Annotated in this window: 31 protein-coding genes; 15 read left to right on the forward strand and 16 right to left on the reverse strand. The window is 74.0% G+C overall.

What is annotated here, in order from left to right:
* Window positions 1-17: 17 nt before the first annotated feature.
* Window positions 18-911: an ROK family protein gene (locus ACWEPX_RS24815; protein WP_451899629.1), complete on the reverse strand. Its 894-nt coding sequence runs from the start codon at window positions 909-911 to the stop codon at window positions 18-20.
* A 167-nt stretch (window positions 912-1,078) separates the two neighbouring features.
* Here ACWEPX_RS24815 and ACWEPX_RS24820 point away from each other — a divergent pair, with 167 nt between their 5' ends.
* The 3 genes from ACWEPX_RS24820 to ACWEPX_RS24830 are packed head-to-tail and all read left to right on the forward strand — an operon-like array spanning window position 1,079 to window position 3,155.
* Complete coding sequence (locus ACWEPX_RS24820; RefSeq protein WP_451899630.1) at window positions 1,079-1,861, forward strand: DeoR/GlpR family DNA-binding transcription regulator; 783 nt, start codon at window positions 1,079-1,081, stop codon at window positions 1,859-1,861.
* A 59-nt stretch (window positions 1,862-1,920) separates the two neighbouring features.
* Window positions 1,921-2,415: a VOC family protein gene (locus ACWEPX_RS24825; protein WP_451899631.1), complete on the forward strand. Its 495-nt coding sequence runs from the start codon at window positions 1,921-1,923 to the stop codon at window positions 2,413-2,415.
* Window positions 2,412-3,155, forward strand: coding sequence for a pirin family protein (locus ACWEPX_RS24830; RefSeq protein WP_451899632.1), 744 nt, complete (start codon window positions 2,412-2,414; stop codon window positions 3,153-3,155). The genes ACWEPX_RS24825 and ACWEPX_RS24830 overlap by 4 nt, the downstream gene beginning before the upstream one ends.
* Here the strand turns inward: ACWEPX_RS24830 and ACWEPX_RS24835 are convergent.
* From ACWEPX_RS24835 to ACWEPX_RS24855, 5 genes are read right to left on the reverse strand one after another with little or no spacing between them, the layout of a single operon-like run.
* Entirely contained in the window at window positions 3,152-3,748 is a 597-nt protein-coding gene (locus tag ACWEPX_RS24835; protein ID WP_451899633.1) for a TetR/AcrR family transcriptional regulator, read from the reverse strand. The genes ACWEPX_RS24830 and ACWEPX_RS24835 overlap by 4 nt on opposite strands.
* The gene (locus tag ACWEPX_RS24840; RefSeq protein ID WP_451899634.1) at window positions 3,745-4,773 is read right to left on the reverse strand and encodes an acyl-CoA dehydrogenase family protein; all 1,029 of its coding nucleotides are present in this window, start codon (window positions 4,771-4,773) and stop codon (window positions 3,745-3,747) included. Before ACWEPX_RS24840 ends, ACWEPX_RS24835 begins: the two co-directional genes overlap by 4 nt.
* Complete coding sequence (locus ACWEPX_RS24845; RefSeq protein WP_451899635.1) at window positions 4,770-5,942, reverse strand: acyl-CoA dehydrogenase family protein; 1,173 nt, start codon at window positions 5,940-5,942, stop codon at window positions 4,770-4,772. The genes ACWEPX_RS24840 and ACWEPX_RS24845 overlap by 4 nt, the downstream gene beginning before the upstream one ends.
* A gap of 7 nt (window positions 5,943-5,949) precedes the next feature.
* Window positions 5,950-6,402 (reverse strand): MaoC family dehydratase, encoded by a 453-nt coding sequence (locus ACWEPX_RS24850; RefSeq protein ID WP_451899636.1) that lies wholly within the window; start codon window positions 6,400-6,402, stop codon window positions 5,950-5,952.
* Complete coding sequence (locus tag ACWEPX_RS24855) at window positions 6,402-7,157, reverse strand: SDR family oxidoreductase (RefSeq protein ID WP_451899637.1); 756 nt, start codon at window positions 7,155-7,157, stop codon at window positions 6,402-6,404. Before ACWEPX_RS24855 ends, ACWEPX_RS24850 begins: the two co-directional genes overlap by 1 nt.
* Window positions 7,158-7,245: 88 nt before the next feature.
* Here ACWEPX_RS24855 and nudC point away from each other — a divergent pair, with 88 nt between their 5' ends.
* Complete coding sequence (nudC, locus tag ACWEPX_RS24860) at window positions 7,246-8,064, forward strand: NAD(+) diphosphatase (RefSeq protein WP_451899638.1); 819 nt, start codon at window positions 7,246-7,248, stop codon at window positions 8,062-8,064.
* On the opposite strand, the gene ACWEPX_RS24865 is transcribed toward nudC, so the two are convergent.
* Complete coding sequence (locus ACWEPX_RS24865; RefSeq protein ID WP_451899639.1) at window positions 8,053-8,835, reverse strand: helix-turn-helix domain-containing protein; 783 nt, start codon at window positions 8,833-8,835, stop codon at window positions 8,053-8,055. The genes nudC and ACWEPX_RS24865 overlap by 12 nt on opposite strands.
* An 81-nt stretch (window positions 8,836-8,916) precedes the next feature.
* On the opposite strand from ACWEPX_RS24865, the gene ACWEPX_RS24870 reads away from it, so the two are divergent.
* On the forward strand, window positions 8,917-9,537 hold the full coding sequence (locus tag ACWEPX_RS24870; protein WP_451899640.1) for a phosphoribosyltransferase: 621 nt from the start codon (window positions 8,917-8,919) through the stop codon (window positions 9,535-9,537).
* On the opposite strand, the gene ACWEPX_RS24875 is transcribed toward ACWEPX_RS24870, so the two are convergent.
* The 3 genes from ACWEPX_RS24875 to ACWEPX_RS24885 all read right to left on the reverse strand — a co-directional run bounded on the left by ACWEPX_RS24875 (window position 9,526) and on the right by ACWEPX_RS24885 (window position 11,327).
* Window positions 9,526-9,804, reverse strand: coding sequence for an STAS domain-containing protein (locus ACWEPX_RS24875; RefSeq protein ID WP_451899641.1), 279 nt, complete (start codon window positions 9,802-9,804; stop codon window positions 9,526-9,528). The two genes, ACWEPX_RS24870 and ACWEPX_RS24875, sit on opposite strands and share 12 nt — an antisense overlap.
* Before the next feature lie 133 nt (window positions 9,805-9,937).
* On the reverse strand, window positions 9,938-10,225 hold the full coding sequence (locus ACWEPX_RS24880; protein ID WP_451899642.1) for a hypothetical protein: 288 nt from the start codon (window positions 10,223-10,225) through the stop codon (window positions 9,938-9,940).
* 487 nt (window positions 10,226-10,712) lie between these two features.
* On the reverse strand, window positions 10,713-11,327 hold the full coding sequence (locus ACWEPX_RS24885) for an alpha-ketoglutarate-dependent dioxygenase AlkB (protein WP_451899643.1): 615 nt from the start codon (window positions 11,325-11,327) through the stop codon (window positions 10,713-10,715).
* 162 nt (window positions 11,328-11,489) lie between these two features.
* Between ACWEPX_RS24885 and ACWEPX_RS24890 the strand changes: the two genes are divergently transcribed.
* Window positions 11,490-11,837, forward strand: coding sequence for a hypothetical protein (locus tag ACWEPX_RS24890; protein WP_451899644.1), 348 nt, complete (start codon window positions 11,490-11,492; stop codon window positions 11,835-11,837).
* A 124-nt stretch (window positions 11,838-11,961) separates the two neighbouring features.
* Window positions 11,962-12,258, forward strand: coding sequence for a hypothetical protein (locus tag ACWEPX_RS24895; RefSeq protein ID WP_451899645.1), 297 nt, complete (start codon window positions 11,962-11,964; stop codon window positions 12,256-12,258).
* A 46-nt stretch (window positions 12,259-12,304) separates the two neighbouring features.
* Here the strand turns inward: ACWEPX_RS24895 and ACWEPX_RS24900 are convergent, their stop codons facing one another.
* The 3 genes from ACWEPX_RS24900 to ACWEPX_RS24910 all read right to left on the reverse strand — a co-directional run bounded on the left by ACWEPX_RS24900 (window position 12,305) and on the right by ACWEPX_RS24910 (window position 15,992).
* The gene (locus ACWEPX_RS24900) at window positions 12,305-14,638 is read right to left on the reverse strand and encodes a glycoside hydrolase family 65 protein (protein ID WP_451899646.1); all 2,334 of its coding nucleotides are present in this window, start codon (window positions 14,636-14,638) and stop codon (window positions 12,305-12,307) included.
* Window positions 14,635-15,375 (reverse strand): HAD family hydrolase, encoded by a 741-nt coding sequence (locus ACWEPX_RS24905; protein WP_451899647.1) that lies wholly within the window; start codon window positions 15,373-15,375, stop codon window positions 14,635-14,637. Before ACWEPX_RS24905 ends, ACWEPX_RS24900 begins: the two co-directional genes overlap by 4 nt.
* A 245-nt stretch (window positions 15,376-15,620) precedes the next feature.
* Window positions 15,621-15,992: a hypothetical protein gene (locus tag ACWEPX_RS24910; RefSeq protein ID WP_451899648.1), complete on the reverse strand. Its 372-nt coding sequence runs from the start codon at window positions 15,990-15,992 to the stop codon at window positions 15,621-15,623.
* A 93-nt stretch (window positions 15,993-16,085) separates the two neighbouring features.
* On the opposite strand from ACWEPX_RS24910, the gene ACWEPX_RS24915 reads away from it, so the two are divergent.
* From ACWEPX_RS24915 to ACWEPX_RS24950, 8 genes are all read left to right on the forward strand, one after another.
* Entirely contained in the window at window positions 16,086-16,511 is a 426-nt protein-coding gene (locus ACWEPX_RS24915) for a hypothetical protein (protein WP_451899649.1), read from the forward strand.
* 111 nt (window positions 16,512-16,622) lie between these two features.
* Window positions 16,623-16,952 (forward strand): hypothetical protein, encoded by a 330-nt coding sequence (locus ACWEPX_RS24920; RefSeq protein WP_451899650.1) that lies wholly within the window; start codon window positions 16,623-16,625, stop codon window positions 16,950-16,952.
* Window positions 16,936-17,235: a DUF6235 family protein gene (locus tag ACWEPX_RS24925; RefSeq protein WP_451899651.1), complete on the forward strand. Its 300-nt coding sequence runs from the start codon at window positions 16,936-16,938 to the stop codon at window positions 17,233-17,235. The genes ACWEPX_RS24920 and ACWEPX_RS24925 overlap by 17 nt, the downstream gene beginning before the upstream one ends.
* A 126-nt stretch (window positions 17,236-17,361) precedes the next feature.
* Complete coding sequence (locus ACWEPX_RS24930) at window positions 17,362-17,910, forward strand: DUF6423 family protein (RefSeq protein ID WP_451899652.1); 549 nt, start codon at window positions 17,362-17,364, stop codon at window positions 17,908-17,910.
* Between the two features lie 90 nt (window positions 17,911-18,000).
* Window positions 18,001-19,251 carry an NAD(P)-binding protein gene (locus tag ACWEPX_RS24935; RefSeq protein WP_451899653.1) on the forward strand — a complete coding sequence of 417 codons (1,251 nt, stop codon included), beginning with the start codon at window positions 18,001-18,003 and terminating at the stop codon, window positions 19,249-19,251.
* On the forward strand, window positions 19,248-19,673 hold the full coding sequence (locus ACWEPX_RS24940; protein WP_451899654.1) for a DUF6187 family protein: 426 nt from the start codon (window positions 19,248-19,250) through the stop codon (window positions 19,671-19,673). The genes ACWEPX_RS24935 and ACWEPX_RS24940 overlap by 4 nt, the downstream gene beginning before the upstream one ends.
* 16 nt (window positions 19,674-19,689) lie before the next feature.
* A complete protein-coding gene (locus tag ACWEPX_RS24945; RefSeq protein ID WP_451899655.1) occupies window positions 19,690-20,232 on the forward strand; it encodes a carboxymuconolactone decarboxylase family protein in 543 nt (180 codons plus the stop codon).
* 9 nt (window positions 20,233-20,241) lie between these two features.
* The gene (locus tag ACWEPX_RS24950) at window positions 20,242-21,591 is read left to right on the forward strand and encodes a DUF2867 domain-containing protein (protein WP_451899656.1); all 1,350 of its coding nucleotides are present in this window, start codon (window positions 20,242-20,244) and stop codon (window positions 21,589-21,591) included.
* Window positions 21,592-21,728: 137 nt separating this feature from the next.
* Here the strand turns inward: ACWEPX_RS24950 and ACWEPX_RS24955 are convergent, their stop codons facing one another.
* From ACWEPX_RS24955 to ACWEPX_RS24965, 3 genes are read right to left on the reverse strand one after another with little or no spacing between them, the layout of a single operon-like run.
* A complete protein-coding gene (locus tag ACWEPX_RS24955) occupies window positions 21,729-22,676 on the reverse strand; it encodes a pirin family protein (protein ID WP_451899657.1) in 948 nt (315 codons plus the stop codon).
* 18 nt (window positions 22,677-22,694) lie between these two features.
* A complete protein-coding gene (locus tag ACWEPX_RS24960) occupies window positions 22,695-23,528 on the reverse strand; it encodes an oxygenase MpaB family protein (RefSeq protein ID WP_451899658.1) in 834 nt (277 codons plus the stop codon).
* Window positions 23,521-24,756, reverse strand: a complete 1,236-nt coding sequence (locus ACWEPX_RS24965; RefSeq protein ID WP_451899659.1) for an MAB_1171c family putative transporter — start codon at window positions 24,754-24,756, stop codon at window positions 23,521-23,523. The genes ACWEPX_RS24960 and ACWEPX_RS24965 overlap by 8 nt, the downstream gene beginning before the upstream one ends.
* Window positions 24,757-25,045 lie beyond the last annotated feature (289 nt).

Genomic DNA, 25,045 nt, shown 5'->3' on the forward strand with positions numbered 1-25,045 from the left:
CCACTCACATCCGGCGGTCAGGCGGAGGCGGCTTCCCAGCCCAGCAGTGCGGCGCCCGCTCGACCCGCGTCCTGCCCCAACGCCGCCCGCACCACCTGTGGGCGGCGGTGCAACCCGACCAGCCTGCGGTGCAGGTCCTCGCGCACCGGGTCGACCAGGGCGTTGCCTGCTTCGGCCAGGCCGCCGCCGAGGACGATGATCTCCGGGCCGAACAGGGTCGACGCGGCGAGCAGGGCCGTGCCCAAGGCCGCGACCGCGTCCCCCCAGACGGCGGTGGCGTCGGGGTCGCCGGTGGACAGGAGGGTGGCGACCTCGGCGGCGGTGGCGTCGCGGCCCGAGCGCTCGGTGTAGCGGCGGGCGATCCAGGGGGCGGCGGCCAGGGTTTCCAGGCAGCCGCGCTGCCCGCAGTTGCACAGCGCCCCGCCCGGGTCGACCACCAGGTGGCCGATCTCACCGGCGAAGCCGCCCGCCACGACCGGTCGCCCGTCCACCTGGAACGCCGCGGCGATGCCGGTGCCGATGGGCAGGAACACGGCGTTGGCCACGCCCGCGGCCGCCCCGACGGTGAACTCCGCCAGGCCGCCGGTGCGCACGTCGTGGCTCACCCGCAGGGGCAGGCCGGTCAGCTCCGCCAGCGACTCCTGCAGGGGCAGGTCGTGCCAGCCGAGGTTGACCGCGGTCGTCACGTGCCCGGTTGTGTCGTCGACGATGCCCGGCACCGCCACCCCGACGCCGACCACGGGCGTGTCCGCGGCCAGGCGGCGGATGAGGTCGGCGATGTGGGTGAGGTCCACCGACCCGTCGACGCGCCGGGAGGGCTCGCGCAGGACCTCGACCGGGGCCAGGTCGCGCCCGACCAGGGCCGCCTTGACCGACGTGCCGCCCACGTCCACCGCCACCACGTGCGTCATGACCGTCCTCTCATCGTGCTCGCGAGCGCTCGCGTGCGTGCAGAATCTTGCGCGATCGAACACCGCTTGCCAAGCGTTCCGCGGGTTTGTCCTTGGGGCCCTTGGACGATACTTTGCAGCAACGCGCATGATCGCGCGGCAATCGTGCGCGGAAGGCGGAGGTGGCGGTGGACCGGTACGAGCGTCTGAGCTCGCTGCTCGACATCCTGGGCCAGCGGGGCAAGGTCGATGTGGACGACCTCGCCGACGAGCTGGGTGTGTCCGCCGCCACGATCCGCCGCGACCTCGACCACCTCGCCGAGCAGCAGCTGCTCACCCGCACCCGCGGCGGCGCGGTCGCCAACAACGTCGCCTACGACCTGCCGCTGCGCTACAAGACCGCCCGGCACGCCTCGGAGAAGGAGCGCATCGGCAAGGCGGCGGCCGCGCTGGTCGCGCGGGGGTCGGTGGTCGGGCTCAACGGCGGCACGACCACCACCGAGATCGCCCGCGCCCTGGCCATCCGGCCGGACCTGAGCGCCTCGGAGGAGCCCGCGCTGACCGTGGTCACCAACGCGCTCAACATCGCCAACGAGCTGGCGGTGCGGCCGCACGTCAAGATCGTGGTGACCGGCGGCGTGGCCCGGCCGCAGTCCTTCGAGCTGATCGGCCCGCTGGCCACCCGCATCCTCGACGAGATCACCCTCGACCTGGTGTTCCTCGGCGTGGACGCGGTCGACCCCGCCGACGGCGCCTACGCCCACAACGAGGGCGAGGCCAGCATCAACCGGCTGATGGCCGAGCGGGCGCGGCGGGTGGCGGTGATCGCCGACAGCTCCAAGATCGGCATGCACGCCTTCGCCCAGATCTGCCCGACGGCGGCCATGCACCTGCTCATCACCGACGCGGGCGCCTCGCCGGAGGCCCTGGCGGCCTTCCAGGCCGAGGGCGTCGAGGTGCACACGGTGTGACCGGCAAGAGTTGACGTGTCAACTATCCGGGCGTAGCGTGGCCGTCGAAGGAGGCAGCCATGCCACTGACCGAGGCGCAGGTCGCCGAATACGCCCAGGCCCGGGCCGCGCTGCGCGCCGAGCTGCTGCGCGGGACCGCGCGCACGACGGCGCGGGGCATCCACCACACCGCGCTGATCTCCCGGGACGTCCGCCGGACCGTCGAGTTCTACCAGGGCGTCCTCGGGTTCCCGCTGACCGAGGTGGTCGAGAACCGCGACTACCCCGGCTCGACGCACTTCTTCTTCGACGTCGGCAACGGCAACGCGCTGGCGTTCTTCGACCTCCCCGGCCTCGACCTGGGCCCCTACGCCGAGGTCCTGGGCGGCCTGCACCACCTGGCCATCTCGGTCGCCCCCGAGGAGTGGTCGGCGGCCAAGGCCCGCCTGGACGCCGCGGGGGTGGAGTACGCCGAGGAGAGCGGCACCTCCCTCTACTTCCGCGACCCCGACGGCGCCCGCATCGAGCTGATCGCCGACCCGCTGGGCGTGATGTACGGCGAAGCCGTCGTATGACCACCGACCTGCGCCGCGCCGACGGGCGCTTCGCCACCCGCATCCCGTGGCTGGACTCCAAGCACTCGTTCTCCTTCGGCCACCACCACGACCCGGCGAACACCCACTTCGGCCTGCTGCTGGTCAACAACGACGACATCGTCGTCCCCGGCGCGGGCTTCGACACCCACCCGCACCAGGACATGGAGATCGTGACCTGGGTGCTCAGCGGCGCGCTGGTGCACCAGGACTCCGCGGGGCACAGCGGGATCATCCACCCGGGACTGGCCCAGCGGATGAGCGCGGGCACCGGGATCCTGCACTCGGAGAAGAACGACTCCTGGCGGCTGACCGGCGGGCAGGCCCACGACGAGCCGGTCCACTTCGTCCAGATGTGGGTGCTGCCCGACGCGGCGGGCGCGCGGCCCGGCTACGAGCAGCGCGAGATCGACGCCGACCTGCTCGCAGGCGGCCTGGTCCCGGTCGCTTCCGGCGACCCGGCGCACGACGCGGCCATCCGCATCGGCCAGCGGCACGCGACCCTCTACGCCGCCCGCCTGCGCGCGGGCGAGTCGGCCACGCTGCCCGACACGCCGTTCCTCCACCTCTACGTCCCCGTCGGCGCCGTCACCCTGGAGCACGCGGGCGCCCTGTCCACAGGAGACGCCGCGCGCATCACCGCTGCCGGTGGCCAGCGGGTCACCGTGGGTCCGGACGGCGCGGAGATCCTCGTCTGGGCGATGACCGCCACCATCGACTAGCGGCGCACGCCCAGCATCGCCAGGACGAGGCTGGCGTACTCCGCGCCCAGCGCGTCGGGGTCGGGCCTGGTGTCCGGGGTGTACCAGCGGGCCACGTCGATGCCCAGCGACAGCACCGCCCGCGCGGCCGAGCGCACGTCGGCGACGTGGAAGTCGCCGGAGGCCACGCCCTCCTCGATCAGGGACCGCACCACCGCGTCGGTCTGCCTGCGGAGGCCGACCACCAGGTCGTGGTCGGGCTGGGGGAGGGCCGACAGCTCGTACTGCACGATCCGCGCCACCTGGTGGCGGCGGGCGTGCCAGGCGGTGAACTCGGTGACCAGCGCCCGCATCCGGGCGGGCGGGTCGCCCGGGCCGGAGGCCGCCGCGGTGACCATCGCCAGGGCCTTCTCGTGGCCGCTGCGGCTGATCGCCGCCAGCACCGCGGCCTTCGACGGGAAGTGCACGTACAGCGCGGCCGGGCTCATCCCGGCCGCGGTGGCGATGTCGCGCGTGGTCGTGGCGTGGTAGCCGCGCTCGCCGAAGGCCGCCACCGCCGCGGCCATCAGCCTGCGGGCCGCCTCCGGGCGCACGTCGGGCCACAGGTCGGTCATCCGGGCAGCCCGACCAGCGGGGCCAGGGCGGCGCGGAGGCGGCCGGGGGTGCCCAGCGCGATCTCGTCGGCCTTGGCGCGCTTGAGGTACAGGTGCGCCGGGTGCTCCCAAGTCATGCCGATCCCGCCGTGCAGCTGCACGCACTCCTCGGCCGCGTGCACGGCCACCTCCGCGCACAGCGACTGCGCGGTGTAGGCCAGCAGCTCGGCGTCCTCGCCGCTGTCGAGGGCGTTCGCCGCCGCCTTGGCCGCCGCCCGCGCCAGGACGATCTCCTGCCACAGGTCGGCGATGCGGTGCTTGAGCGCCTGGTACGACCCCACCGGCCTGCCGAACTGGTAGCGCTGCTTGAGGTAGGCGACCGTGGTGTCCAGGCACCACTGCGCGATCCCCACCTGCTCCGAGGCCAGGATCGCCGCCCCCACGAGCAGCGCGTGCTCGACCGCCGCGGCGTCGCCGATCCGGGTCGCCGCGACGCTCGAGAAGGTCACGTCGGACACCGGGCGGGTCATGTCCAGCGAGGTCACCGGGCTGACCTCGGCCTGCTCGGCCAGCCAGAGCCCGCCCTGCGCGGGGACCAGGAACACCCCGCGCACGTCCGCCACGCTGCGCACCGTCCCGGTCAGCGCGCCCCCGTCGACGGCCACCTCCGGCAGCGGGCCTCCGGGCCACGCCGACAGCGGCACCACCAGCGTGGCCTCGTCGTACAGCGATCTGGCGCGCATCACCTCGTCGCGCACAGCTCCCGCGTGCAGGAGGGCGGCGGTGGCGAGCACGCAACCCAGGAACGGCACCGGCGCGACCGCCCGCCCCAGCTCCTCGGCCACCACGGCGACCTCGCGCCAGCCCGCGCCCTGCCCGCCCCACTCCTCGGGCACCGGCAGCGTGGTCGCGCCCATCGCCCGCAGGGCCGACCACACCGCGCCGCCGTCGAGGCCGTCGACCCGGGTCGGGTGGTCGGCGAGCACGTCGGCCACCGCGGCGCGCAGCTGGGCGTCGACCTCGGTGTCCACAAGGGACTGGCTCATCGCGGCAGGTCCTTCCACGGCACGTCCTTGTCCACCCTGGCCTCGGCGGGCAGGCCGAGCACCCGCTCGGCGATGATGCCGCGCAGGATCTCCGACGTGCCGCCCTCGATGGAGTTGCCCTTGGCGCGCAGGTACCGGTACCCGGCGTCGTGGGCGGTGAAGTCGACCACCTCCGGGCGGCGCATCGACCAGTCGCCGTAGCGCAGGCCGTCGGCGGCCAGGAACTCGACCTCCAGGCCGGAGAGCCGCTGCGCCAGCCGGGCGAAGGCCAGCTTCATCGCCGAGCCCTCCGGGCCGGGGTGCCCGGCGGCCAGGCCCTCGCGCAGCCGCTGCCCGGCCAGCCGCAGCGCCTCGGCCTCCACCCACAGCCGCAGCAGCCGGTCGTGCAGCTCCGGCGTGCGCAGCTCCGGGTGCTCGCGCCAGGTCTGGGCCACCACGCCGACCATGCCGCCACCGCGCGGCGCCGCCCGGCTGCCGATGGCGACGCGCTCGTTCATCAGCGTGGTCTGCGCGACCCGCCACCCGTCGCCGACCTCGCCCAGCCGGTGCGCGTCGGGGATGCGCACGTCGGTGAGGAAGACCTCGTTGAACTCGGCCTCGCCGGTGATCTGCCGCAGCGGCCGCACCTCGACCCCGGGCGCGGTCATGTCGCAGATGAAGTAGGTCAGGCCCGCGTGCTTGGGCACGTCCGGGTCGGTGCGGGCGAGCAGGATGGCCCAGCGGGCGGTGTGCGCCGACGACGTCCACACCTTCTGCCCGGTCACCACCCAGCCGTCGCCGTCGCGGCGGGCGCGGGTGGCCAGGCCCGCCAGGTCCGAGCCCGCGCCCGGCTCGGAGAACAGCTGGCACCACACCTCCTCGCCGGTCCACAGCGGACGCAGGAAGCGGGCGCGCTGGGCGTCGGTGCCGTGCCGGAGGATCGTCGGGGCGGCCATGCCCAGGCCGATCCCGATGCGGCGCGGGTCGTTGTCCGGCGCGCCCGCCGCGGCCAGCTCCCGCTCCACCAGCGGCTGCCAGGCCACCGGCAGGCCGAGCCCGCCCAGCCCCGCGGGGAAGTGCACCCAGGCCAGGCCCGCGTCGAAGCGGGCCCGCAGGAACGCCATCCGGTCGCCGGGGTCGTGCGCGGCCAGGAACTCCGCGACGCGGCGGCGCAGGTCTTCTTCGGTCATCGCCACCTCACGGCACCAGGAGGACCACGGCGTCGGCCACGCAGCCGGGCTTCGCCTCGCCCTCGATCTCGACGGTCTGGCGGAACACGGCCTGCACGCCGTGCTGCCCCTCGGTGACCTCCAGCAGCTGCGAGCCCATCCGCACCCGCGCGCCCACCTTGACCGCGGCGGGGAAGCGGACCTTGTTCAGCCCGTAGTTGATGCCTGCCTGGAAGCCGTCGAAGCGGTAGATGCCGCTGCCCAGCAGGGGCAGCAGCGACAGGGTCAGGTAGCCGTGGGCGATCGTGCCGCCGAAGGGGCCAGCCGCGGCCCGCTCGACGTCGAGGTGGATCCACTGGTGGTCGCCGGTGGCGTCGGCGAACTCCCGGACCCGCTCCTGGGTGATCTCCAGCCACCCGCTGTGGCCGAGGTGCGCGCCGACGGCGGCCTTGAGGTCCTCGACGCTGCCGAAGGCGCGCATCAGTTCGTCGGCCCACCCGCGGCGTAGATGACCTGCCCGGAGACGAACCCGGACTCCTCGCCGCAGAGGAAGGAGGCCAGCGCGGCGATGTCCTCGGGCGTGCCGACCCGGCCGACCGGGATCGCCGCGGCGGCCCCGGCCTTGAAGTCCTCGAACGGCACCCCGACCCGGGCCGCGGTCGCCGCGGTCATCTCGGTCTCGATGAACCCCGGCGCGATCGCGTTGGCCGTGATGCCGAACTTGCCCAGCTCGATGGCCAGCGTCTTGGTCAGGCCCTGCAGGCCCGCCTTGGCGGTGGCGTAGTTGGCCTGGCCGCGGTTGCCCAGCGCGGAGGTGCTGGAGAGGCAGACGATCCGGCCGTGCTTCTGCTCCACCTGGTGCTTCTGCACCTCGCGGGCCATGAGGAACGAACCCCGCAGGTGCACGGTCATCACCGTGTCCCAGTCGTCGTCGGTCATCTTGAACAGCAGGTTGTCGCGCAGCACGCCCGCGTTGTTGACCAGCACCGTCGGCGCGCCCAGCTCGGCGGCGACCCGGGCGACGGCGGCCTTGACCTGCTCGGCGTCGCCCACGTCCGCGCCCACGGCCAGCGCCCGCCCGCCCGCTGCGGTGATCGCCTCGACCGTGCCAGCGCAGGCGGCCTCGTCCAGGTCGACCACGGCCACCGCCATCCCGTCCCGGGCCAGCCTGCGGGCCACGGCGGCCCCGATCCCCCGGGCGGCCCCGGTGACGATGGCGGTGCGGGACTGGGACACGGCTCTCCTCCGATCACTGGGCTAAGCAAGCGCTTAGCGAAGTTACTCGGCGGTCATGGCCCTGTCCAGGGGGACGTAGGCTGGACAGGTGATCAGCGCTGCTCACGCCCTGCCCTACACCGGCCTCACCCTCGACCGCGCGGGCGCCCGCCGGGCCGACGACGCCTGGCTCGCCGCCGCCCGCGCCGACCCCGACGCGCGGGCGCTGGTCTTCTGGCGCGACCGCTGCGCCGTCGCCGACGGCCTTCCCATCACCGCCCCGGTCACCCCCGATGCCGTCTTCCTCGGGGTCGACCGCGCGCCGCTGTTCGCCGTCGAGGTGGCCGACGAGCCGGGGGAGACCGCCGACATCCGCGCGCTGTACCCGCGGCTGCCCGGCGAGGACGCCACCCGCCTCGCTTACGCCCGCGGGCTGCTGCACTGGCACCGAACCCACCGCTTCTGCGGCGCCTGCGGAGCGCAGGCGCAGATGCGCCACGGCGGGCACCTGCGGGTCTGCGCGGGCTGCCGCCGCGAGCTGTACCCGCGCATCGAGCCCGCGGTCATCGTCCTGGTCGAGCACGGCGACCGGTGCCTGCTCGCCCGGCACGCGGGCGCCACCGGGTACTCCACGCTCGCGGGCTTCGTCGAGATCGGCGAGGGCCTGGAGGACGCGGTGCGCCGCGAGGTGGCCGAGGAGGCCGGGGTGCGCGTCGCCGAGGTGGCCTACGCGGGCTCGCAGGCGTGGCCGTTCCCCGCCGGGCTCATGATCGGCTTCCGGGCGGTGGCCGCCGACGACCGCGTCGCCGCCGACGGCGTGGAGATCGCCGACGCGCGGTGGTTCACCAGGGACGAGGTGCGCGCGCTCGGCGGGAGCAGGCCCGACTCCATCGAGTCCTTCCTCGTCGCCGCCTGGCTAGGCGCGTGAGGCCAGCACCTCGGCGGTGTGCTCGTCGGCGGGGTGCAGGGCCTCGATCGACAGCTCAGCCGCGGTGACGTCGACCGCCCCGCCGAAGGTGGTGATCGTGCCGATGAAGGCCAGCTCGCCGTCCTCCTCCCGCAGGCGCAGGGGGACGAGGACGTCCTCGCCCGTCGTGGCCGCGGGCCGGGGGAGGTCGCCGGGGTAGGAGCACAGCTCGTCGTACAGCTCGCCCAGCGACTCGTCGGCGGTGAAGGCGATCTTGCGCCGCAGCCTGCTGAGCACGTGCTCGCGCCACTGGGCGAGGTTGGCGATGCGGGGCGCGAGGCCGTCGGGGTGCAGGCTCGCCCGCAGGAGGTTGGCGGGCTCGCGCAGCAGCCGCGGGGCGATGCCCGACAGCAGCGACCGCAGGGCGGCGTTGCCGTCGACCATCCGCCACGCGCCGTCGACCACCGCGGCGGGGTAGGGGTCGTGGCCGTGCAGCGCCCGCTTGATGGCCCCGGCCACCGGTGTCATCCGGTCCGATCCGAGGGCGGACTGGGTGAACAGCGGGGCGAACCCCGCGGCCAGCAGCATCCGGTTGCGCTCGCGCAGCGGCAGGTCGAGGCTCTCGGCCAGCAGCAGCACCATGTCCCGGCTCGGCAGGGCGCGGCCGGTCTCCACGAAGCTGAGGTGGCGGGTCGAGATGTCGGCCTGCAACGACAGATCGGCCTGGCTGAGCCTGCGGTGCTCGCGCCACTGCCGCAGCAGGGTGCCTACCGGTACCTGCGCTGTGGTCATGTCCTCCGACGGTACGGACCGGGCTGCGGCGGGACCATTACCCCGCAGGTAATGGTTCCGGGTCCGGTGCAGACTGGGGGCATGCGCTTCGCCGACCGCGCGGAGGCGGGGCGGGTGCTCGCCCGCTCGCTGGCCCCGCTGCGGTCCCACCGGCCGGTCGTGCTGGGCCTGCCCCGCGGCGGCGTGCCGGTCGCCGCGGAGGTCGCCGCCGCGCTGCGGGCCGACCTGGACGTGGTCGTGGTGCGCAAGGTGGGCGCGCCGGGGCAGGCCGAGCTGGCCGTGGGCGCGGTGGGGGAGCAGGGCGTCACCGTCCGGCTGGAGGGGGTCCTGGCCCACCTGGGCATCGCGTGGGCCGACGTGGCCGCCGCGGCGGAGGCCGAGCGCGCCGCCGTCGCCCGCCGCGCCGCCGCCCTGCGCGGCACCGCCCCACCGCGCGATCTCACCGACCGGGTGGTGGTCCTCGTGGACGACGGCATAGCGACCGGGGCGACGATGGCCGCGGCCGTCCTGGTCGTCCGCGACCGGGGCGCGGCGCGGGTCGTGGTGGCCGCTCCCGTCGCGCCCCGCGACACCGCGGCCAAGCTCGGCGCGGACACCTTCACCAGCGCGTGCACGCCGCGCCGCTTCTCCTCCGTGGGGCAGTGGTACCGCGACTTCTCCGAGGTCACCGACGCGGAGGTGCGGGCCGTCCTAGGGGTCTAATCGCAGGTTGGGGTGCTTGCCGAGGAGTTGGAGCAGCCGCCGCAGGGCCGGTGGCGGGTTGTGCAGGACCAGCTCCCCGCCCGCGAGGGTCGCCGCCGCCTCCACCATCGCCACCGCCCCCCAGACGTCGACGAAGACCATCTCCGACAGGTCCAGGTGGACGTCGCCGCTGGCCTGGCGGCACAGGGCGCGCAGCAGCTCGGCGAAGTCGGGGCGGTTGCGCAGGTCGGCATCGCCGTGCAGGCGAGGTGGGTCCGGTCGGCTCACGGCCCACCCGTCCCGACCGGGGTGGATGCGGCCACGGCGTGCCCTTCCGGCGAGCTCCGGTCAACCGAGTGGCCGGAAGCCTACGCGCCGCGGGCGGACGGGGGACGGGTCCAAAGACCCCTCGGCCAGCGCCTCACTTGTCGACCGGGTCGACCACCTTCGACGCCGCCGCGATGATCGACCACAGCGGGCTGCGCGTCCGCTCGTAGTACACCCGCCGGTTCGCGGGCTCCCGGTACTCGGTCAGCATCCCCAGATCCACCAACCGCCCCAGCTCCACCCCGGTGGCCGACTGCGCGATCACCGTCTTCGGCGGCTCCGACTGGTAGAACCGCGGCCCGGCGTGCTGGTAGATCCACAACGCCAACCGCAGCCGACTCGGCCTGCCGAACAGCAGCCTGCCCACGTCCCCGGCGTCCATCGTGCTCCCGAGTCTCGCATGTTCTTATCCAGTTTCAAGATAACGGCTGGGGTGGGGAGGGGCAAGGAGTTTCCCTTTCGCCACCCACCGCAACCGCCACCCCCGTCCAGCCCGCTGCCCTCCCGAGGCCCACCCTGGCCCGCTGCTGCCCGCCCCTGGTCCGCTGCTGCCCGCCCCTGGTCCGCTGCTGCCCGCCCCTGGTCCGCTGCTGCCCGCCCCTGGTCCGTTGCGGCTCTCCTGACTCACCGCTGGCCCGCCGCTTCCCGCCCCGAGCCCGCTCGCTGTCCGGCCCTCGCTGCCCACTCCATCAAAGAGGCGTGGCGTCCTCGCCCTCGCCTAGCCCCCTGACCTCAGACTCCCGTTCATCGATACAACTATCAAGATAATGGGAAGCCAACCGGTGCAAGAACGCGGCGCAGGCTGGGGAGGGGCGCAGGAATGCGCCGCCCTCGCGTCAACTGCCCACTCACCCCCAGCTGCGGAAGCGTCACCGCACCCCGCTCGGCCGGAACTGGATGCTGATGCGCGGCCCCACCGGCTTCGTGGTCTTCGGGATGGCGTGGTCCCAGGCGCGCTGGCAGTCGCCGCCCATCACCAGGAGGTCGCCGTGGCCCTGGGGGTGGCGGGTGGTGGGGCCGCCGCCGCGGGGGCGCAGGAGCAGGGGGCGGGGGGCGCCGACGGAGAGGATGGCGACGTGGGTGTCCTGGGTGGCGCCGCGGCCGATGCGGTCGCCGTGCCAGGCGACGCTGTCGCGGCCGTCGCGGTAGTAGCACAGGCCCGCGGTGGTGAACGGGACCTTGTAATGCTGCGTGAGGGCGTCTCGGGCGGCGGTGAGGATCGGGTGGGGGAGCGGGGCGCCTTCCCGGTAGAACGCGAGGAGGCGGGGAACGGCGACGATGCCGTCGTACATTCTACGCCGCTCGGCGCGCCACGGAACCGATTCGGAAAGGTGGGCGAAGAGCTCGTCCGCCCCGGAAAGCCAGCCCGGCAGCAGGTCGAGCCAGGCCGTCTCGGAGAGCGGGAGGCGGCGGATTCCGGTCAGCGGAGCCAGTTCCGGATCACCGGGGCCGTCGAGCAGGGACTGTTGCAGGGGCAAGGACATGCGGTCAGTGTAACTCCTGAGTCGAACACCTGTGCGGTGAATCGATTAGTTAACGCGGCCGACCCCAACTCGCCCCGTGCGTTTCCACGCAATCGCAGTAGGGTATTCAGTGGGCCCCGCCGCCACCCCCCAGACGAATCGAGGCCGTCCCCCATGACCCTTATGTCCACAACAGACCGCACGCGCACCGTTCGCCCGCCTGCGGCCGATCTGGCCACCGCCGTCCCGCGCGCCCGGTTCGCCCCGCCGTCGCGGACCGCCGCGGCGCGCCCGCGGCCCGGGTTGCGGCTGGCCGCTGCGATCGACCGGGCGCTGGCCGACCTGGCCGCCGATGCGGCCGTCGCCGAGCTGACCGCCGGGCTGGCGTGGACCGCGGCCCTCGGGGAGACCTGCCTGCTGACCGGCGCCGTGGCCGACGTGCGCCGGGGGATCGCGGCGCTGCGCGCCGGGCGCGTCGGCGCCGCGGCCAACCTGCTCGACGCCGCCCGCAGCGACCTGCCCTCCGCCTAGATAGTCCACTCAGGACTGCCACTGTTCACCCACCAGGGTGGCCCGACCGGCAGCCTGGACGCGCCGGATCCATGCTCCTCTATGACCGACCCGCATCGGCGCGGGCCGACCCCCAGGAGCCGCCATGACTCGTCAGCTGGACGCCCCACCCGTGCTGGGATCGCCTTCCCCAGGCTTGGATCTGCGCCGGGCCGTCGAGGCCGCGCTGATCGCATTGGATGCGCCGTCGCCGAGCTACGACCTGGTGGCCGACGACCTGCTCGGCGCGCTCGCGCGCACCGCGGCGATCGGCGACACCTGCATCGTGCTGCCCGCGGCCGAGGCCGTCGGCCGGGCCCGCGCCCACTTGCGGGCGCGGCGCGCCGACGCCGCCCACTCCGCCCTCACCCGGGCCTTGGCGCTGCTCTCGCGGCGGCCCTGAAGGCCGACAACCGACGCGCGGTCGTCCCCCGGGGGCGGCCGCGTCGTCATGTCCGGCGCGGCTCGCGGCCCGGCGGCGGCGCCGGGGTGGGGAACTGCGGCACCGGCGGGATGGGCAGGCTGAGCGGCTCCGGGCCGATCTCCAGCGGCCGGCCGTGGTGGGCCACGCGCACCGGCTCGCCGGAGACCAGCCGGTAGCTGGCGCGCTCGTGGTCGACCTCGACGCGGATACGGCTGCCCCGCCAGCACATCCGGAACGACACCCGTGACAGCGCGTCGGGCAGCCGGGGGGCGAAGGTGAGCTTGCCGTGGTGGTCGCGCATGCCGCCGAACCCGGCCACCACCGCCAGCCACGCCCCGGCCAGCGACGCCATGTGCAGGCCGTTGCGCACGTTGTCGTACAGGTCGTTCAGATCGATCAGCGCGGTCTCGGCCAGGTAGGCGTAGGCCAGGTCCAGGTGCCCGCACTCGGCGGCGACGACGGCCTGGGTGGCCGCCGACAGCGACGAGTCGCGGATGGTGCGCGCCTCGTAGTAGGCGAAGTCGGCGGCCTTCTGCTCCAGGGTGAACAGGTCGCCGCGCAGGTGCAGGGCCAGCACGAGGTCGGCCTGCTTGATGACCTGCTTGCGGTAGAGGTCGAAGTACGGGTAGTTGAGCATCAGCGGGTAGTGGTCCTCCGGCGTCCCCGCGAAGTCCCACGCCTCGTGCGAGGTGAACCCCTCCGACTGCGGGTGCACCCCCAGCAGCGTGTCGAACGGGATGCACATCTCCTCGGCGGCGTGCCGCCACGCGGCCAGCTCCTCGGCGTCCACGCCGAGCCTGCGGGCCGCTTCGGGGTTGCGCTCGCACGCCGCGGCCGCCTCGTTGAGGTTCTTCTGCGCCATGACGTTGGTGTAGACGTTGTTGTCGACCACGGCGGTGTACTCGTCGGGCCCGGTCACCCCGTCGATGCGGAAGCCGTCGTGCGGGTCGTGGTGGCCCAGCGACATCCACAGCCGGGCGGTCTCGACCAGCAGCTCGGTGCCCTCGGTGCGGTCGAAGTCCTCGTCCTGGGTGGCGGCGGTGTAGCGGGCCACGGCGTCGGCGATGTCGGCCGAGACGTGGAAGGCGGCCGTGCCCGCGGGCCAGTAGGCCGAGCACTCCGCGCCGTTGATCGACCGCCACGGGAAGGCCGCGCCCTTCTTGCCCAGCACCCGGGCCCGCTCGCGCGCCTTGGGCAGCGTGCTGTGCCGCCAGCGCAGGGCGTCGCGGGCGGCGGGGGGCACGGTGTAGGTCAGCACCGGGAGCACGAAGGTCTCGGTGTCCCAGAAGGCGTGGCCGTCGTAGCCGGGGCCGGTCAGGCCCTTGCCGGGGATGGCCCGGTTCTCCCCGCGCACGCCCGCCTGCACGACGTGGAACAGCGCGAACCGCAGCGCCTGCTGCAGCTCGGGGTCGCCGTCGATCTCCACGTCGGCGACGTCCCAGAAGTCGTCGAGGAAGCGCCGCTGCTCGGCCAGCAGCCCGGCCCAGCCGGTCTGGCGCGCGCCCGCGAGGGCGGCCTCGACCTGGGCGCGCAGCGCCGGGGCCGAGCGCTGCGCCGACCACCCGTAGCCGAGGTACTTGGTCAGGCACAGCGTCTGGCCGAGTTCGACGTCGACGGCGGCGGTGAGCCGGGCCAGGTCGGTCTCCACGGTCAGCCCGGAGCGCAGGTTGTCCGGGGCGTCGATCTCGTGGTCCATGCCCGCGGCCATGCGCAGCCCGGACTTGCGGGTGTGGTGCACCAGCACCGCGCGCCTGCCCGCGCCGTGCTGGAACTCCGGCACCAGCGGGTCGCGCAGCGCGGCGGCGACGCGGGGGTCGCGGCTCTCGGAGATGACCGGCTCGTTGGCCAGCAGGTCCGACTGCACGACCAGCTGCAGCGGCCGGTCGACCGGCTCGACCTGGTAGCGGATGGCGGCCACGGCGCGCTGGGTGAAGGAGACCAGCCGCTGCGAGCGCAGCCGCATCCGCGCGCCGGTGGGGGACTCCCACTCGGTCTCGCGGGTGAGCACACCGGTGCGGAAGTCGAGGGTGCGCTGGTGGGCGTGGGCCTTGCCGTAGCGCATGTCCAGCGGCTCGTCGTCGACCAGCAGGCGGATGATCTTGCCGTCGGTGACGTTGACGATGGTCTGCCCGGCCTCGGGGTAGCCGTAGCCCGCCTCGGCGTAGGGCAGGTCGTGGGACTCGTAGAAGCCGTTGAGGTAGCTGCCCGGCAGGCCGACCGGCTCGCCCTCGTCCAGCGAGCCGCGCAGCCCGATGTGGCCGTTGCTGAGGGCGAAGGTCGACTCGGTGCGGTGCAGGTTGTCCACGGCCAGCCCGCTCCAGCGCAGGTGCCACGGCGCGCACTCGAAGCCGGGGATCACGGGGCCACCAGCAGGTCGGCCAGGTCGTCGACGACGACGTGCGCGCCGCGCTCGCGCAGGGCGGCGGCGTGCTCGGGGGTGCCTGCCCGGTTGACCCCCACGATGTGGCCGAAGCCGCCTGCCCGGCCCGCCTCGACCCCGGAGATGGCGTCCTCGAAGACGGCGGTGCGCGCGGGGTCGGCGCCGAGGGCGGCCGCGCCCGCCAGGAAGGAGTCCGGGGCGGGCTTGCCTGCGAGGTGGTCGCGGGCGATGACCACGCCGTCGACGCGGGCCTGCACGTACTCGGCCAGGTGCGCCGAGTCCAGCACGGCGGCGCCGTTGGCCGACGAGGTGACCACGCCGATGGCCAGCCCGGCCGCCCGGGCGGCCTTGAGGTAGGCCACCGAGCCGGGGTAGGGCTCGACGCCCTGCTCGGCGATGGTGGCCACCAGCAGCGCGTTCTTGCGGTTGCCGACCCCGTGCACGGTGGGCAGGTCGGGGGAGTCGTCGGGGGTGCCCTCGGGCAGGGTGATGCCGCGGGTGGCGAGGAAGGTGCGCACCCCGTCGGCGCGCGGGCGGCCGTCGACCGAGGCGAGGTAGTCGGCGTGGGTGAAGGGCTCGCGGTCGCCCTCGGGCCAGCCGTTGAGGAACTCGTCGAACGTCTTGCGCCACGCGGCCTCGTGCACGGTGGCCGTGCTGGTCAGCACCCCGTCGAGGTCGAAGAGGCAGGCCGTGGTCGCATCGGGCAGTCCGATCATGCCCCGACGCTACCGCCGTGGCGGGGGACCGGCAGGTCGGTGAGCGGTCTCACTCTCCGTGAGGAACGTTTAGTGCGCGCCGCGCGTTGAACCGGGTGTCGCCGCCTGCAGCAGGACCGGCCGACGTTTCCCAGGCGGCTACGTCCCCCCGTCCGCCTGGACGCACGTCGACCCGGTGCGCCGGCGACCCGTACCGCCGACCGGACAGCCGTCCCCCCCAGCATGTCCGGTCGGCGGTTCTTTAGTCACTCCGGGTGGTCTTCGCGCAAGGACCGGGCCACCGAGCCGCCCGCCTCGTCGGCGGCGTTGCGGGTGGGGTCCGGGGGCGGCAGGTGCAGGCGGTCGGCGTCGGGCACCTCCTCCGGGGGACCCTCGTAGCGGTCGATGTCGGAGGGCACCTCGTCGACCGGGCGCTCGGCGTCGGGCACCGGCTGGTCGTCGGGCTCCTCCTCGGCGAGCCTGCTGTCGAGGTCGGCGCCCTCGCGCGCCTCGTTCGGCGTCATCCCGTGCCGGGTGGCCTCCGCCCACCGCTCGGGTGGTTCGATGCCCGCCTCCAGGGGGTCGAGGTCAAGGGATTCCTCGTCCAGGCTCTCGGCCTGGCTGCGGTCGCTGGTCATGTCGGGGCAGTACCCGTTTCGCGCCGCTGCGAACCGGGTACCTCACGGCCAGTGATCGACACCGATCGCACCCCAGTGGGAGGGAGACCGGCCGTGGACGACGGCACCTATCTCGCCATTCTCGTGATCGGCGCCGTGCTGGTCGCCGTCGACGCCGCGATCATCTACCGCAGCGGCCTGCGCTACCTGGTCCACTCCTACGCCGACCCGGCGTCGGCCAAGTCGATGGCGCGGCTGGTGACCACGCTGTTCAGCATCGCCGTGCTGGGCGTGCTGCTGCTGATCACCGCGTTCAGCGGTGGCGGTGACAACACCGTGCAGGCGATCGCGCTGCGCCTGGGTATCGTGCTGATCCTGATCGCGGTCGCCCACGGCATCACGATCAAGGTCCTGACCCGCATGCGCGACCGGCTCGACGCCGAGAACAAGACCAAGCAGCACTACGGGGACCCGGCCGCCACCGCGGACGTGCGCGATGACCGTCCACAGGGCACGGTCCGCCGGAATGTGACGGGATAACGGTCCACCTGTGAGATCCTCCCGGTCGGCCGGTGCGCGCGGCACTGGCCGACCGGGTCGCGCCGGTCGCACACTGGAACTCGCCCAGGCCAGCGGCGAGGGGAGTGCGAGATGACCGCGATGGCGGCCCGATCGGGGGCCACCCGCAGCCAGACCGACGCGCAGATGGCCGACGTGATCACCGTCGCCCTCTCCGCGCTGCCGCCCAAGGGGCGCAGGGTGGCGATGCGCAGGCTCGCGCTGGCCCTGGCCAACCAGCAGCGCACCGGGGACACCACGGTGGTGCGGCACTACTTGGAGAGCCTGGTGCTCACCGCGCGCATGATGCGCACGCCGGGATATGCCGAAGCCGTCGCCGCTCGGTCACAATCCGAGGCGGACCTCGATGTGGGGGACGTGATCGCGAGGCTGGAGGCGCACGACCGTGACCCGGGAACGTAAACGGCTGCGGCTGTCGCTCGGCATGGCCCACTTGGAGGAGTGGGCGGCCACCGCGGGCCAGGCGGACAAGAACGCCCTCTACAAGATGCTGTTCGCCGTGGCGGACGGCTCGGTCTTCCGGACCTACAAGGTGCTCGACGACGTGCAGAAGGTCGGCGAGTTCTTCATCCTGGTGCGCGACGACCTGGTGGTCAAGGTGTCCTTCCCGCGGCCCGGGACCTTCGGCGTGCTCTACATCGGCTCGCCCGCCGACGGGCCGTTCAGCGACGTGGACGCGGCCTGATCGACTGTTCGGCGGCCCGCGTGTCGCCGAACAGCCCAACTGCGCCCCGGTGTCATTGAGCAACCAACGAACTCTGTGCCAGCCTGGCGGCGAGGCATGACCAGGCGTTCTCTTCAGGAGGTACCAGTGTCGTCTTTGGACGTTCCCGGGCTGGACATGTCGAGCCGGGTCCGGGCCCGCGACATCCAGATGGCCGCTGTCGCCGACGTGCGGCGCCGGGTCCTGATGATCTCCGGCGCGGTCGACGTGGTCGGCCACGACGTGTCGATGTCGATCAACCTGCCCGAGCCGGGCCGCTGGCAGGTGATCAAGTCCGAGACCAACCTGACCGACCAGACCTGGCTGGCCATGCAGGTCACCACCGATGAGGACACCCACTTCATCGACAGCCAGGAGACCCTGATCCTGTCCCGGCAGTTCACCCGCACCTTCCTGACGCCGGACCTGAGCAGGCTCACCTTCTTCGACGGCGAGGTCCGCCCCGGCGAGGCCGTGCTGATGGCCTTCGACATCGAGGCCAAGGGCCGCAAGCCCGCCTACGCCCACGCCCGCTACGTCGCTGGCGACGACGAGACGCCCGAGCAGATCGCGGCGAACCTGGAGCGCGTGGTGGCCGACGGCATCGCCCAGCGGCCGATGGTCGAGATGATCGTCCCGGTGACCGTCATCGGCTGAGCCCGCCACCGGCGGCGGGGAGCCCGCTTCCCGCCGCCCCGCGTGTCCGCCCACCTGCTCCGCCCTGGGGGATCGGTGCCGTCTGTCTTCATGCCCACGCCGGACCTGCTCGAGTCGCCGCGGCGGCGGCCGTGGCCGGGGCGGACCCCGCTGCCGCAGCACCGCGCGGGCCAGCCGCCGCAGCGGGTCTCGGTCGCCGTGGTCGGGGCCGGACCGGCCGGGCTTGCGGTGGCCTCGGCGCTGTGGCACCTCGGCGTCGACGACGTGGCCCTGCTCGACGCCGCCGACCGCACCTGCGGGCGCTTCTTCGACCGGGTGGACCGGCTGGGCCAGCGGGTGCTGCGCTCCCCGTACGAGCACCACCCCGGTGTCGAGGGCTACCGGGACTGCGAGCTGCTCGACTTCGCCCGGCTGCACTGGGGCCTGCTGACCGCCGTCGAGCGCCGCGAGGTGCGCATGGCGCAGGCCGGGCACCGCTCGGTGGTGCCGCTGGACGTGTTCGAGGCCTTCTGCGGCCACGTCGCCGACGCCCACGCGGTGGGCGAGCGCACCTGGCGCACGACCGTCCGCTCGGTCGAGCCGGGGGCCGACGGGGTCACCCTGCGCACCGACACCGGCGACGTGCGCGCCCGCTACGCCGTGCTCTGCCTGGGCGAGGAGCGCGCCGCCGCCCCCGCGGGCTGGCACGGCGGGTACTGGGACGAGCCGGTCCCCGCCGACGGGCCGCTGGTCGTCGTCGGCGCCGGGCTGAGCGCGGCCCACCTGCTGGCCGACGCGCTCGCCGCGGGCAGGCAGGCGCACTGGGTGATGCGCGCCAGCCAGGAGCGCTACCAGTGCGCCGACGTCAACGCCGCCTTCTTCCGCCCCGAGGGCCGGGCCCGCTTCCAGGACACCCCGTGGGAGCGGCGGCTGGACCTGATGGGCAGGCACCGGCGCGCGTCGGTGATGTTCGAGTTCCGGCCGCTGCTGGAGTCCGCCGAGGCCGACGGCAGGCTGGTCGTGCACCGAGGGGCCGAGATCGCCGCGGTCGAGCCCGGCGCGGTGCGGCTGGCCGACGGGCGCGTGGTCACCGGCGGGCACGTCGCGCTGTGCCTGGGCACCACGCCCTCGATCGGGACCGGCCTGCTGCCCGACGCGGTGGTCGCCGCCGCCGACGGCTGGCCCGACCTCGACCCGCGCACGCTGTCCTACCGCCGCGCGCCGCGGGTCTTCGCCGTCGGCGCCGCCGCGGCGATGGCCCTGGGCCCCGCGGCCCGCAACATCGACGGACACCGCGTCGCCACCGCCCGGGTCGCGGGCTCGGTGGCGGCCGGGCTGGGAGCGAAGGTGGGCGCGCCGTGATCGACGCCGACGTCACCGAGGACCTGCGGTTCGCCATGCCCGCCGTGGACGACCCGGTGGAGACCGAGGTGGGCATCATCCTGCTCGGCCTCGACGCCGACCGGCTGCTGGCCGGGCTGGGCATGACCTCGCTGGCCGAGGACCCGGGCCGGGTCGCGGTCACCGTCGACCGGCTGCGCCACGGCAGGCCGGGCCTGGACGCCGACGGCCTGGTGCGCGCCGGGGCCGGGTACTGGCGCGCCGTGCGCCCGGCCATCGCCGCCGCCTACCCCGAGCCCGGGATGTCGGCCTCGGTCCGCCAGTCCTGGAACCGCGCCTTCCGCGCGCTGGACACCCCCGCGCTGGGCTCGATCGGCCTGGCCACCCGCGTGTACCTGACCGCATGCTGGCTGCGCCGCGCCGACGTGGACGCGCTGGCCTGAGCCCGAGAGGACCGCCGTGCCCCACCTCCCGTCGCTGCCCGACGACGCCCGGCTGGCCGACGTCTTCACCCGGTACCCGGAGACGTCGTTCCCGCTGCTGGCCTACCACGAGACGGTGATGCGCGGGCCGTCGCCGTTCACCCTGGCCGAGCGCGAGCTGATCGCCGCCTACGTCTCCGGGGTCAACGGGTGCGCCTACTGCCACGGCGTGCACACCCAGACCGCGCAGGCGTTCGGCGTGCCCGAGGGGCTGCTGGCCGCCGCGCTGGCCGACCTGGACACCGCGCCCGTCGACGACAAGCTCAAGCCCGTGCTGCGGTACGTGCGCAAGCTGACGCTCACCCCGACGCAGGTCACCGCCGAGGACGCCGCGGAGGTGATCGCAGGCTGGGAGGAGAAGGGCCTGCACGACGCCGTGATGGTGTGCGCGCTGTTCAACTTCATGAACCGCATGGTCGAAGGCCACGGGATCAGCGCGGACGCGGCCTACTACGCGCTGTCGGGCAAGCGGCTGCACGACATCGGCTACGACGGGCTGGCGCGCAAGCTCGGCGCTTAGAGTGGGGGCATGAGTCGCTGCTTGGTGCTCGGGGCGCGCGGCTACATCGGCACCCTGCTCACCCCGGCGCTGCGCGCGGCGGGCCACGCGGTGCGCACGATGTCGCGCTCCCCGCAGCCCGGCCCGGACGTCGTGCGCGGCGACGCCGCCGACCCGGCGGCGCTGGACCTGGCGATGTCCGATGTGGACGTCGTCTACCACCTCGTGCACTCCCTGGACCGCCCCGACTACGCCGAGGTGGACGCCCGCATCGCCCACGAGGTCGCCGCGGCGGCCGGGCGCGCGGGCGTGCGCCAGCTCGTCTACCTCGGCGGCCCGGCCCCGGCCGACCGGCCGATGTCGGCGCACCTGGCCTCGCGCACCGAGGTGGGCGAGGTCTTCCTGGCCGGGCCGGTGCCCGCGCTGGTGCTGCGGGCGGCGATGGTGGTCGGGGCGGGCTCGGCGAGCTTCGAGCTGCTGGCCAGGGCCGCCCGCGCGGCGCCGTTCGTGCTGCGGCCGGGGTGGATGGGCAACCGCAGCCGCCCGATCGCGGTGCGGGACGTGCTCTACCACCTGGTGCGGGCGGCGTCGTCGGAACCGGTGAACGCGGCGGTGGACATCGCGGGCCCGGAGGTGGTGACCTACCTGGAGCTGGTGCAGCGGTGCGCGCGGGTCGCAGGCCTGCCGTGGCGGGTGCCGGTCCCGGTGGCGGACGTGCCGGTCGCGGCCAGCGCCGCGGCCATCATCACCGACCTGCCGCCGACGATGGTGAAGGCCCTGGTGGAGTCGTTGCGCCACGACCTGGTGCCCGAGAACGTCCTGCCCCCGCCACCGGGCGGGGCGACCTCCCTCGACCAGGCCCTACGGGAGGCGCTGGGCGTCCCCGCCCCACCCCCGATGCCCGCCGACGACGCGCCCGGCATCTTCCGCTGGCACCACCGCGAGCGGGTGCGCGCCCCCCGAGACGTGCTCTGGCAGGTCATCACCGACCTCGGCGGCCCAGCGGGCTGGCCAGGGATTCCGGGGTTCTTCACCGCCCGCGGCGCCCTCGACCACCTGGTGGGCGGCATCGGCCTCCACCGCGGCCGACCCGCCGAACTGGCGGCAGGCGACACCGTCGACTCCTGGACCGTCGTCACCCGCACCGACCACGAACTCACCCTCACCGCCGACCTCCGCACCCCCGGCACGACCTGGCTCCGCCTCACCGCAGCCCCCGGCCGCGCCGACGACGAGAGCGAACTCGCCCAAACGATTGCCTTCCACCCCGACGGCCTGCGCGGACGCCTGTACTGGCACCTCCAGAAACCCGCCCAGGAGATCGTGTGCACCGCCCTGGCCCGCGGCATCGCCCGCACAGCCCACGCCAGGGCCCGCTAGCACCCCTGGACGTGCGGTGGTGGCGCGTGCAGGGGCACCTGCGTTGGCACTCGCTGACGCCGCTGGCCTGCGGCATCACCCGCGCGCTGGTGGACTAAGCCCTCCCAAGTCGCGCGGGTCGAGGGTCGACCGGGGCGCTAGTGCTCTCGGCCGCGGGGTAGCAGTGGGGAGGCGGGCAGGGGTGGGGCGGGGAGCGGGTTGCCCTCGTAGCCGGGGACCGGGCCGAAGTCGCCGCGTTCCCATGCCGCCGTGGCGGTGGCGACTTCCTCACCCGTGCGGGCCACGAAGTTCCACCACATGACGATCTTCTCGGCGAAGGGCTCGCCGCCGAGGAGGAGGGCTCGGGCGGTGCCGGAGAGGCGCAGCTCGGGGCGGCCGCAGCCCAGGTAGACCAGGGAGCCGGGGCCGATCTCGCGGCCGTCGACCTCCAGCGGGCCGTCGATGGCGGCCACCGCGTACTCGAAGTCGCGCTCCAGCGGCAGCAGCGCCGTCCCCGAGACGGTCAGCTCCGCGCCCACCAGCGGCGAGTGGACCGTGCCGGGGGAGCGGGCGCCGTCGAGTTCGCCGAGCAGCAGGCGGGCGCTGACCCCCGGCGCGGTGACCACGGGCAGCTCGGCGTGGAACTCCCAGGACGGCTGCCGGTGGCGCGCGTGGTCGGGGAGGGCGACCCACAGCTGCGCGCCGTGCAGCATCGCCGGGTGCACGGGCGGGGACTGCTCGGAGTGGGCGATCGCCGAGCCCGCCGTCATCAGGCCGAGGGTGCCCGGCCGCAGGAGCTGGGCGCTGCCGAGGCTGTCGCGGTGGAACACCTCGCCCTCCAGCAGCCAGCTCACCGTCTGCAACCCGGTGTGCGGGTGCGGGGGCACCTGCATGCCGGGGGCGTCGGCGATGTCGTCGGGCCCGTAGTGGTCCAGGAAGCACCACGCGCCGACCATGCGCCTGCCGAGGGTGGGCAGCAGGCGCCGCACGGGGGTCTCGCCCAGCCGGACGGCGCGGGCGGGCAGCACGTCGAAGACCGGCTCGGCCAGGACGTCGCCGCGGCCGCCGCACACCGTGACCGGGGGGCGCAGGTCCAGGTTGCTCACGCAACCACCGTACGGCACTCAGGGCGGCCCGAGGCGCTCCAGCGTGTAGCCATTCGGATAACCGGGTGTGACGCCGCCGGGGGTGAACGCCGAGTCCGGGCGGGCGTCGAAGTGGCGCAGCAGCCGCCCGCGCAGGCGGAACGCCCCGCGGATCGCCGCCCGCACCGGGGCGGGCGGGCCGGTGACGCCCAGCGCGTCGCGGACCACGTCGTCGAGCAGGGAGTTGCCCAGCGTGATGCCCAGGAAGCCCAGCCACTTGGGGAAGCGGTTGACGAACAGCCGGTGCGAGGCGGCCAGCAGGGCCTGCCCGTCCACCGTCGGCGCCAGGTGCTCGCGCTCGTAGGCGTCGAACCAGGCGACGAACTCCCCGTAGCTGCCGGGGATGCCGGTGATGCCCATCCGGGTGCCCAGCTCCTGGTAGAAGCGGTGCGCGGCGGCGTACTCGTTCGGGTGCGGCTTGCGGTAGCCGTAGCGCTCCAGCCACCGCATCGGCGGGACCAGGAAGACGCCCAGGACGTAGCGGAACTCGTCCTGGCTGATGTCCCACTTGCGGTGCATGGCGTTCATCGCCCGCAGCACCTTGCGCGAGCGCTCGTGCTCGAAGCCGTGCGACACGATCTCGAACACCATCAGCCCGGTGTCCTCGCCCCGCTTGATCGGCCGCGCGGTGATCTCGCCGCTCTTGGCCAGCGTCGCGCTGATCGACGGGATCGCGTAGGTGCGGTAGAAGCTCATCTGCAGCGCGAGGAACACGTCGAACGGGAACTCGTACAGCGACGTCAGCTGGTAGATCCGCAGGTAGTCGACCTCGGGGTCGAGTCGGCGGATCTCGGCCAGGTGGCGCTCACGCATCGGCGGTCCTCAGGTACTCGGCCAGGACGGCGGTGGGGATGGGGCTGTCGCGGTGGGCCCTGGCGACGCGCCGCCACCAGTCAACCTCGTCGGCGAGGTCGCCGCCACCGAAACCGGGGCCTGCGCCGACCAACTCCACGCCCGGGCGCTCGGCCCGCCTGCGCAGGCCCACCTCGACGGTCGCGGCGGTGATGACGGCGGCGAGGTCGTCGCCGCGCAGGCCCGCCCGCTCGCCGAGCTCGCGGGCGCGCACGGCGCACGGGTCGTCGGGCGGGACCAGCGAGCGGATGTGCCGGGCCCCGTCCCAGGTCTCCACCACCGCGCGGTGCAGGCGGAAGGCGGCGTTGTCCAGCAGCAGCCAGTCCGGCACCAGCCGCCCCGGCGGGATGAGCCCGATCTCGGGCATCGCGGTGCGGAAGCGGTGCCACAGCGGGTAGAGCGCGCGGCGGGCCCGGTAGTGCTCCCACCACAGCCGGATCGGCCCGCGCGGCCGCCTGCCCAGGTGCGCGCCCGAGGCGGCCAGCACGATGCCGAGCGCGGAGAGGCCGGTGGCCGCAGGCATCAGCCAACCCTCTACAGAGGACACCGTCCATGCGGGCGTGTGCCCCGTGACCTGGGCCAGCTGGTAGATGAACTTGTGGAGGCAGTAGGCGAAGCCGAGCACCGCGCCGATGGAGACCAGCGCGAGACCGGTGCTGAGCCAGCGGATGTGCCGGGCCTTGCGCGCCCACCTGGCCGACAGGTGCGAGATGACGACGATCGCGGTGCCCAGGTAGACGCTGAAGGTGATGAACGCCCACGCGCCCGCGGTCGTGGCCTGCCCGCCGGAGTCGTTGAGCCCGCCCGGCCCGTGGACGAAGTCGCGCGCGCCGGGGTTGGTGGCGAAGAGGACGCACATGGTGATCGCGGCGGCCGCGGCGATGACGCGCAGGGTGGTCGCCTTGGTGTCGGCTTCGGTGGAGTGGAGGAAGAAGACGACGATGAGGTGAGCGGCGGCTACGACGAGGACGTGCTGGAGGGGCCAGGCGGCGTTGAAGCCTGCGGCGGCGTTGAGGACGGGGTAGACGACGGGCAGTTGCAGGGCGACGGCGATCGCCAGGGCCAGGCAGCCGAGGGTGAGGGCGCGCATGGCCGGGTTGCCGGAGTCGTTGAGGAAGTGGCGGAATTTGATGAGGGGGGCGGCCATGCCTACGACTACGGCTATTACTAGGAGGGTGGCTGGGGTCATGTGCGGGGCCTGGGGGTGTTCGGCTTGGTGGGGTGCGCGGCTTGGTGGGGTGCGTGGCTTGGCAGGTTGGCGTGGTTTGGCGGGTGGGCGTGGTTGCGTGGCGGTGGTGCGGGACTTGGCGGGGTGGTGCTTGGTTGGCAGGTGGGCTTGGTTGAGCGGGTGGGTGTGGTTTGGCGGGTGGGTGCGCGGGTTGCGTGGGTGGTCCGATGGGGTGAACTTGCATTCGCGGGGACCCCTAAGCGAAACGCCGCTTGGGCGTGAAGGCGGTGAAGGCGGGCGGAGCCCGTTC

It is taken from the genome of Actinokineospora sp. NPDC004072 (genome assembly GCF_053604195.1).

Coding starts and splice junctions, on each gene's coding strand:
- ACWEPX_RS24815 (WP_451899629.1), bottom strand. CDS start 911: ATGACGCACGTGGTGGCGGTGGACGTGGGCGGCACGTCGGTCAAGGCG.
- ACWEPX_RS24825 (WP_451899631.1), top strand. CDS start 1,921: ATGCCACTGACCGAGGCGCAGGTCGCCGAATACGCCCAGGCCCGGGCC.
- ACWEPX_RS24830 (WP_451899632.1), top strand. CDS start 2,412: ATGACCACCGACCTGCGCCGCGCCGACGGGCGCTTCGCCACCCGCATC.
- ACWEPX_RS24835 (WP_451899633.1), bottom strand. CDS start 3,748: ATGACCGACCTGTGGCCCGACGTGCGCCCGGAGGCGGCCCGCAGGCTG.
- ACWEPX_RS24840 (WP_451899634.1), bottom strand. CDS start 4,773: ATGAGCCAGTCCCTTGTGGACACCGAGGTCGACGCCCAGCTGCGCGCC.
- ACWEPX_RS24845 (WP_451899635.1), bottom strand. CDS start 5,942: ATGACCGAAGAAGACCTGCGCCGCCGCGTCGCGGAGTTCCTGGCCGCG.
- ACWEPX_RS24850 (WP_451899636.1), bottom strand. CDS start 6,402: ATGCGCGCCTTCGGCAGCGTCGAGGACCTCAAGGCCGCCGTCGGCGCG.
- ACWEPX_RS24865 (WP_451899639.1), bottom strand. CDS start 8,835: ATGACCACAGCGCAGGTACCGGTAGGCACCCTGCTGCGGCAGTGGCGC.
- ACWEPX_RS24870 (WP_451899640.1), top strand. CDS start 8,917: ATGCGCTTCGCCGACCGCGCGGAGGCGGGGCGGGTGCTCGCCCGCTCG.
- ACWEPX_RS24880 (WP_451899642.1), bottom strand. CDS start 10,225: ATGGACGCCGGGGACGTGGGCAGGCTGCTGTTCGGCAGGCCGAGTCGG.
- ACWEPX_RS24885 (WP_451899643.1), bottom strand. CDS start 11,327: ATGTCCTTGCCCCTGCAACAGTCCCTGCTCGACGGCCCCGGTGATCCG.
- ACWEPX_RS24890 (WP_451899644.1), top strand. CDS start 11,490: ATGTCCACAACAGACCGCACGCGCACCGTTCGCCCGCCTGCGGCCGAT.
- ACWEPX_RS24895 (WP_451899645.1), top strand. CDS start 11,962: ATGACTCGTCAGCTGGACGCCCCACCCGTGCTGGGATCGCCTTCCCCA.
- ACWEPX_RS24905 (WP_451899647.1), bottom strand. CDS start 15,375: ATGATCGGACTGCCCGATGCGACCACGGCCTGCCTCTTCGACCTCGAC.
- ACWEPX_RS24910 (WP_451899648.1), bottom strand. CDS start 15,992: ATGACCAGCGACCGCAGCCAGGCCGAGAGCCTGGACGAGGAATCCCTT.
- ACWEPX_RS24920 (WP_451899650.1), top strand. CDS start 16,623: ATGACCGCGATGGCGGCCCGATCGGGGGCCACCCGCAGCCAGACCGAC.
- ACWEPX_RS24935 (WP_451899653.1), top strand. CDS start 18,001: ATGCCCACGCCGGACCTGCTCGAGTCGCCGCGGCGGCGGCCGTGGCCG.
- ACWEPX_RS24950 (WP_451899656.1), top strand. CDS start 20,242: ATGAGTCGCTGCTTGGTGCTCGGGGCGCGCGGCTACATCGGCACCCTG.
- ACWEPX_RS24960 (WP_451899658.1), bottom strand. CDS start 23,528: ATGCGTGAGCGCCACCTGGCCGAGATCCGCCGACTCGACCCCGAGGTC.
- ACWEPX_RS24965 (WP_451899659.1), bottom strand. CDS start 24,756: ATGACCCCAGCCACCCTCCTAGTAATAGCCGTAGTCGTAGGCATGGCC.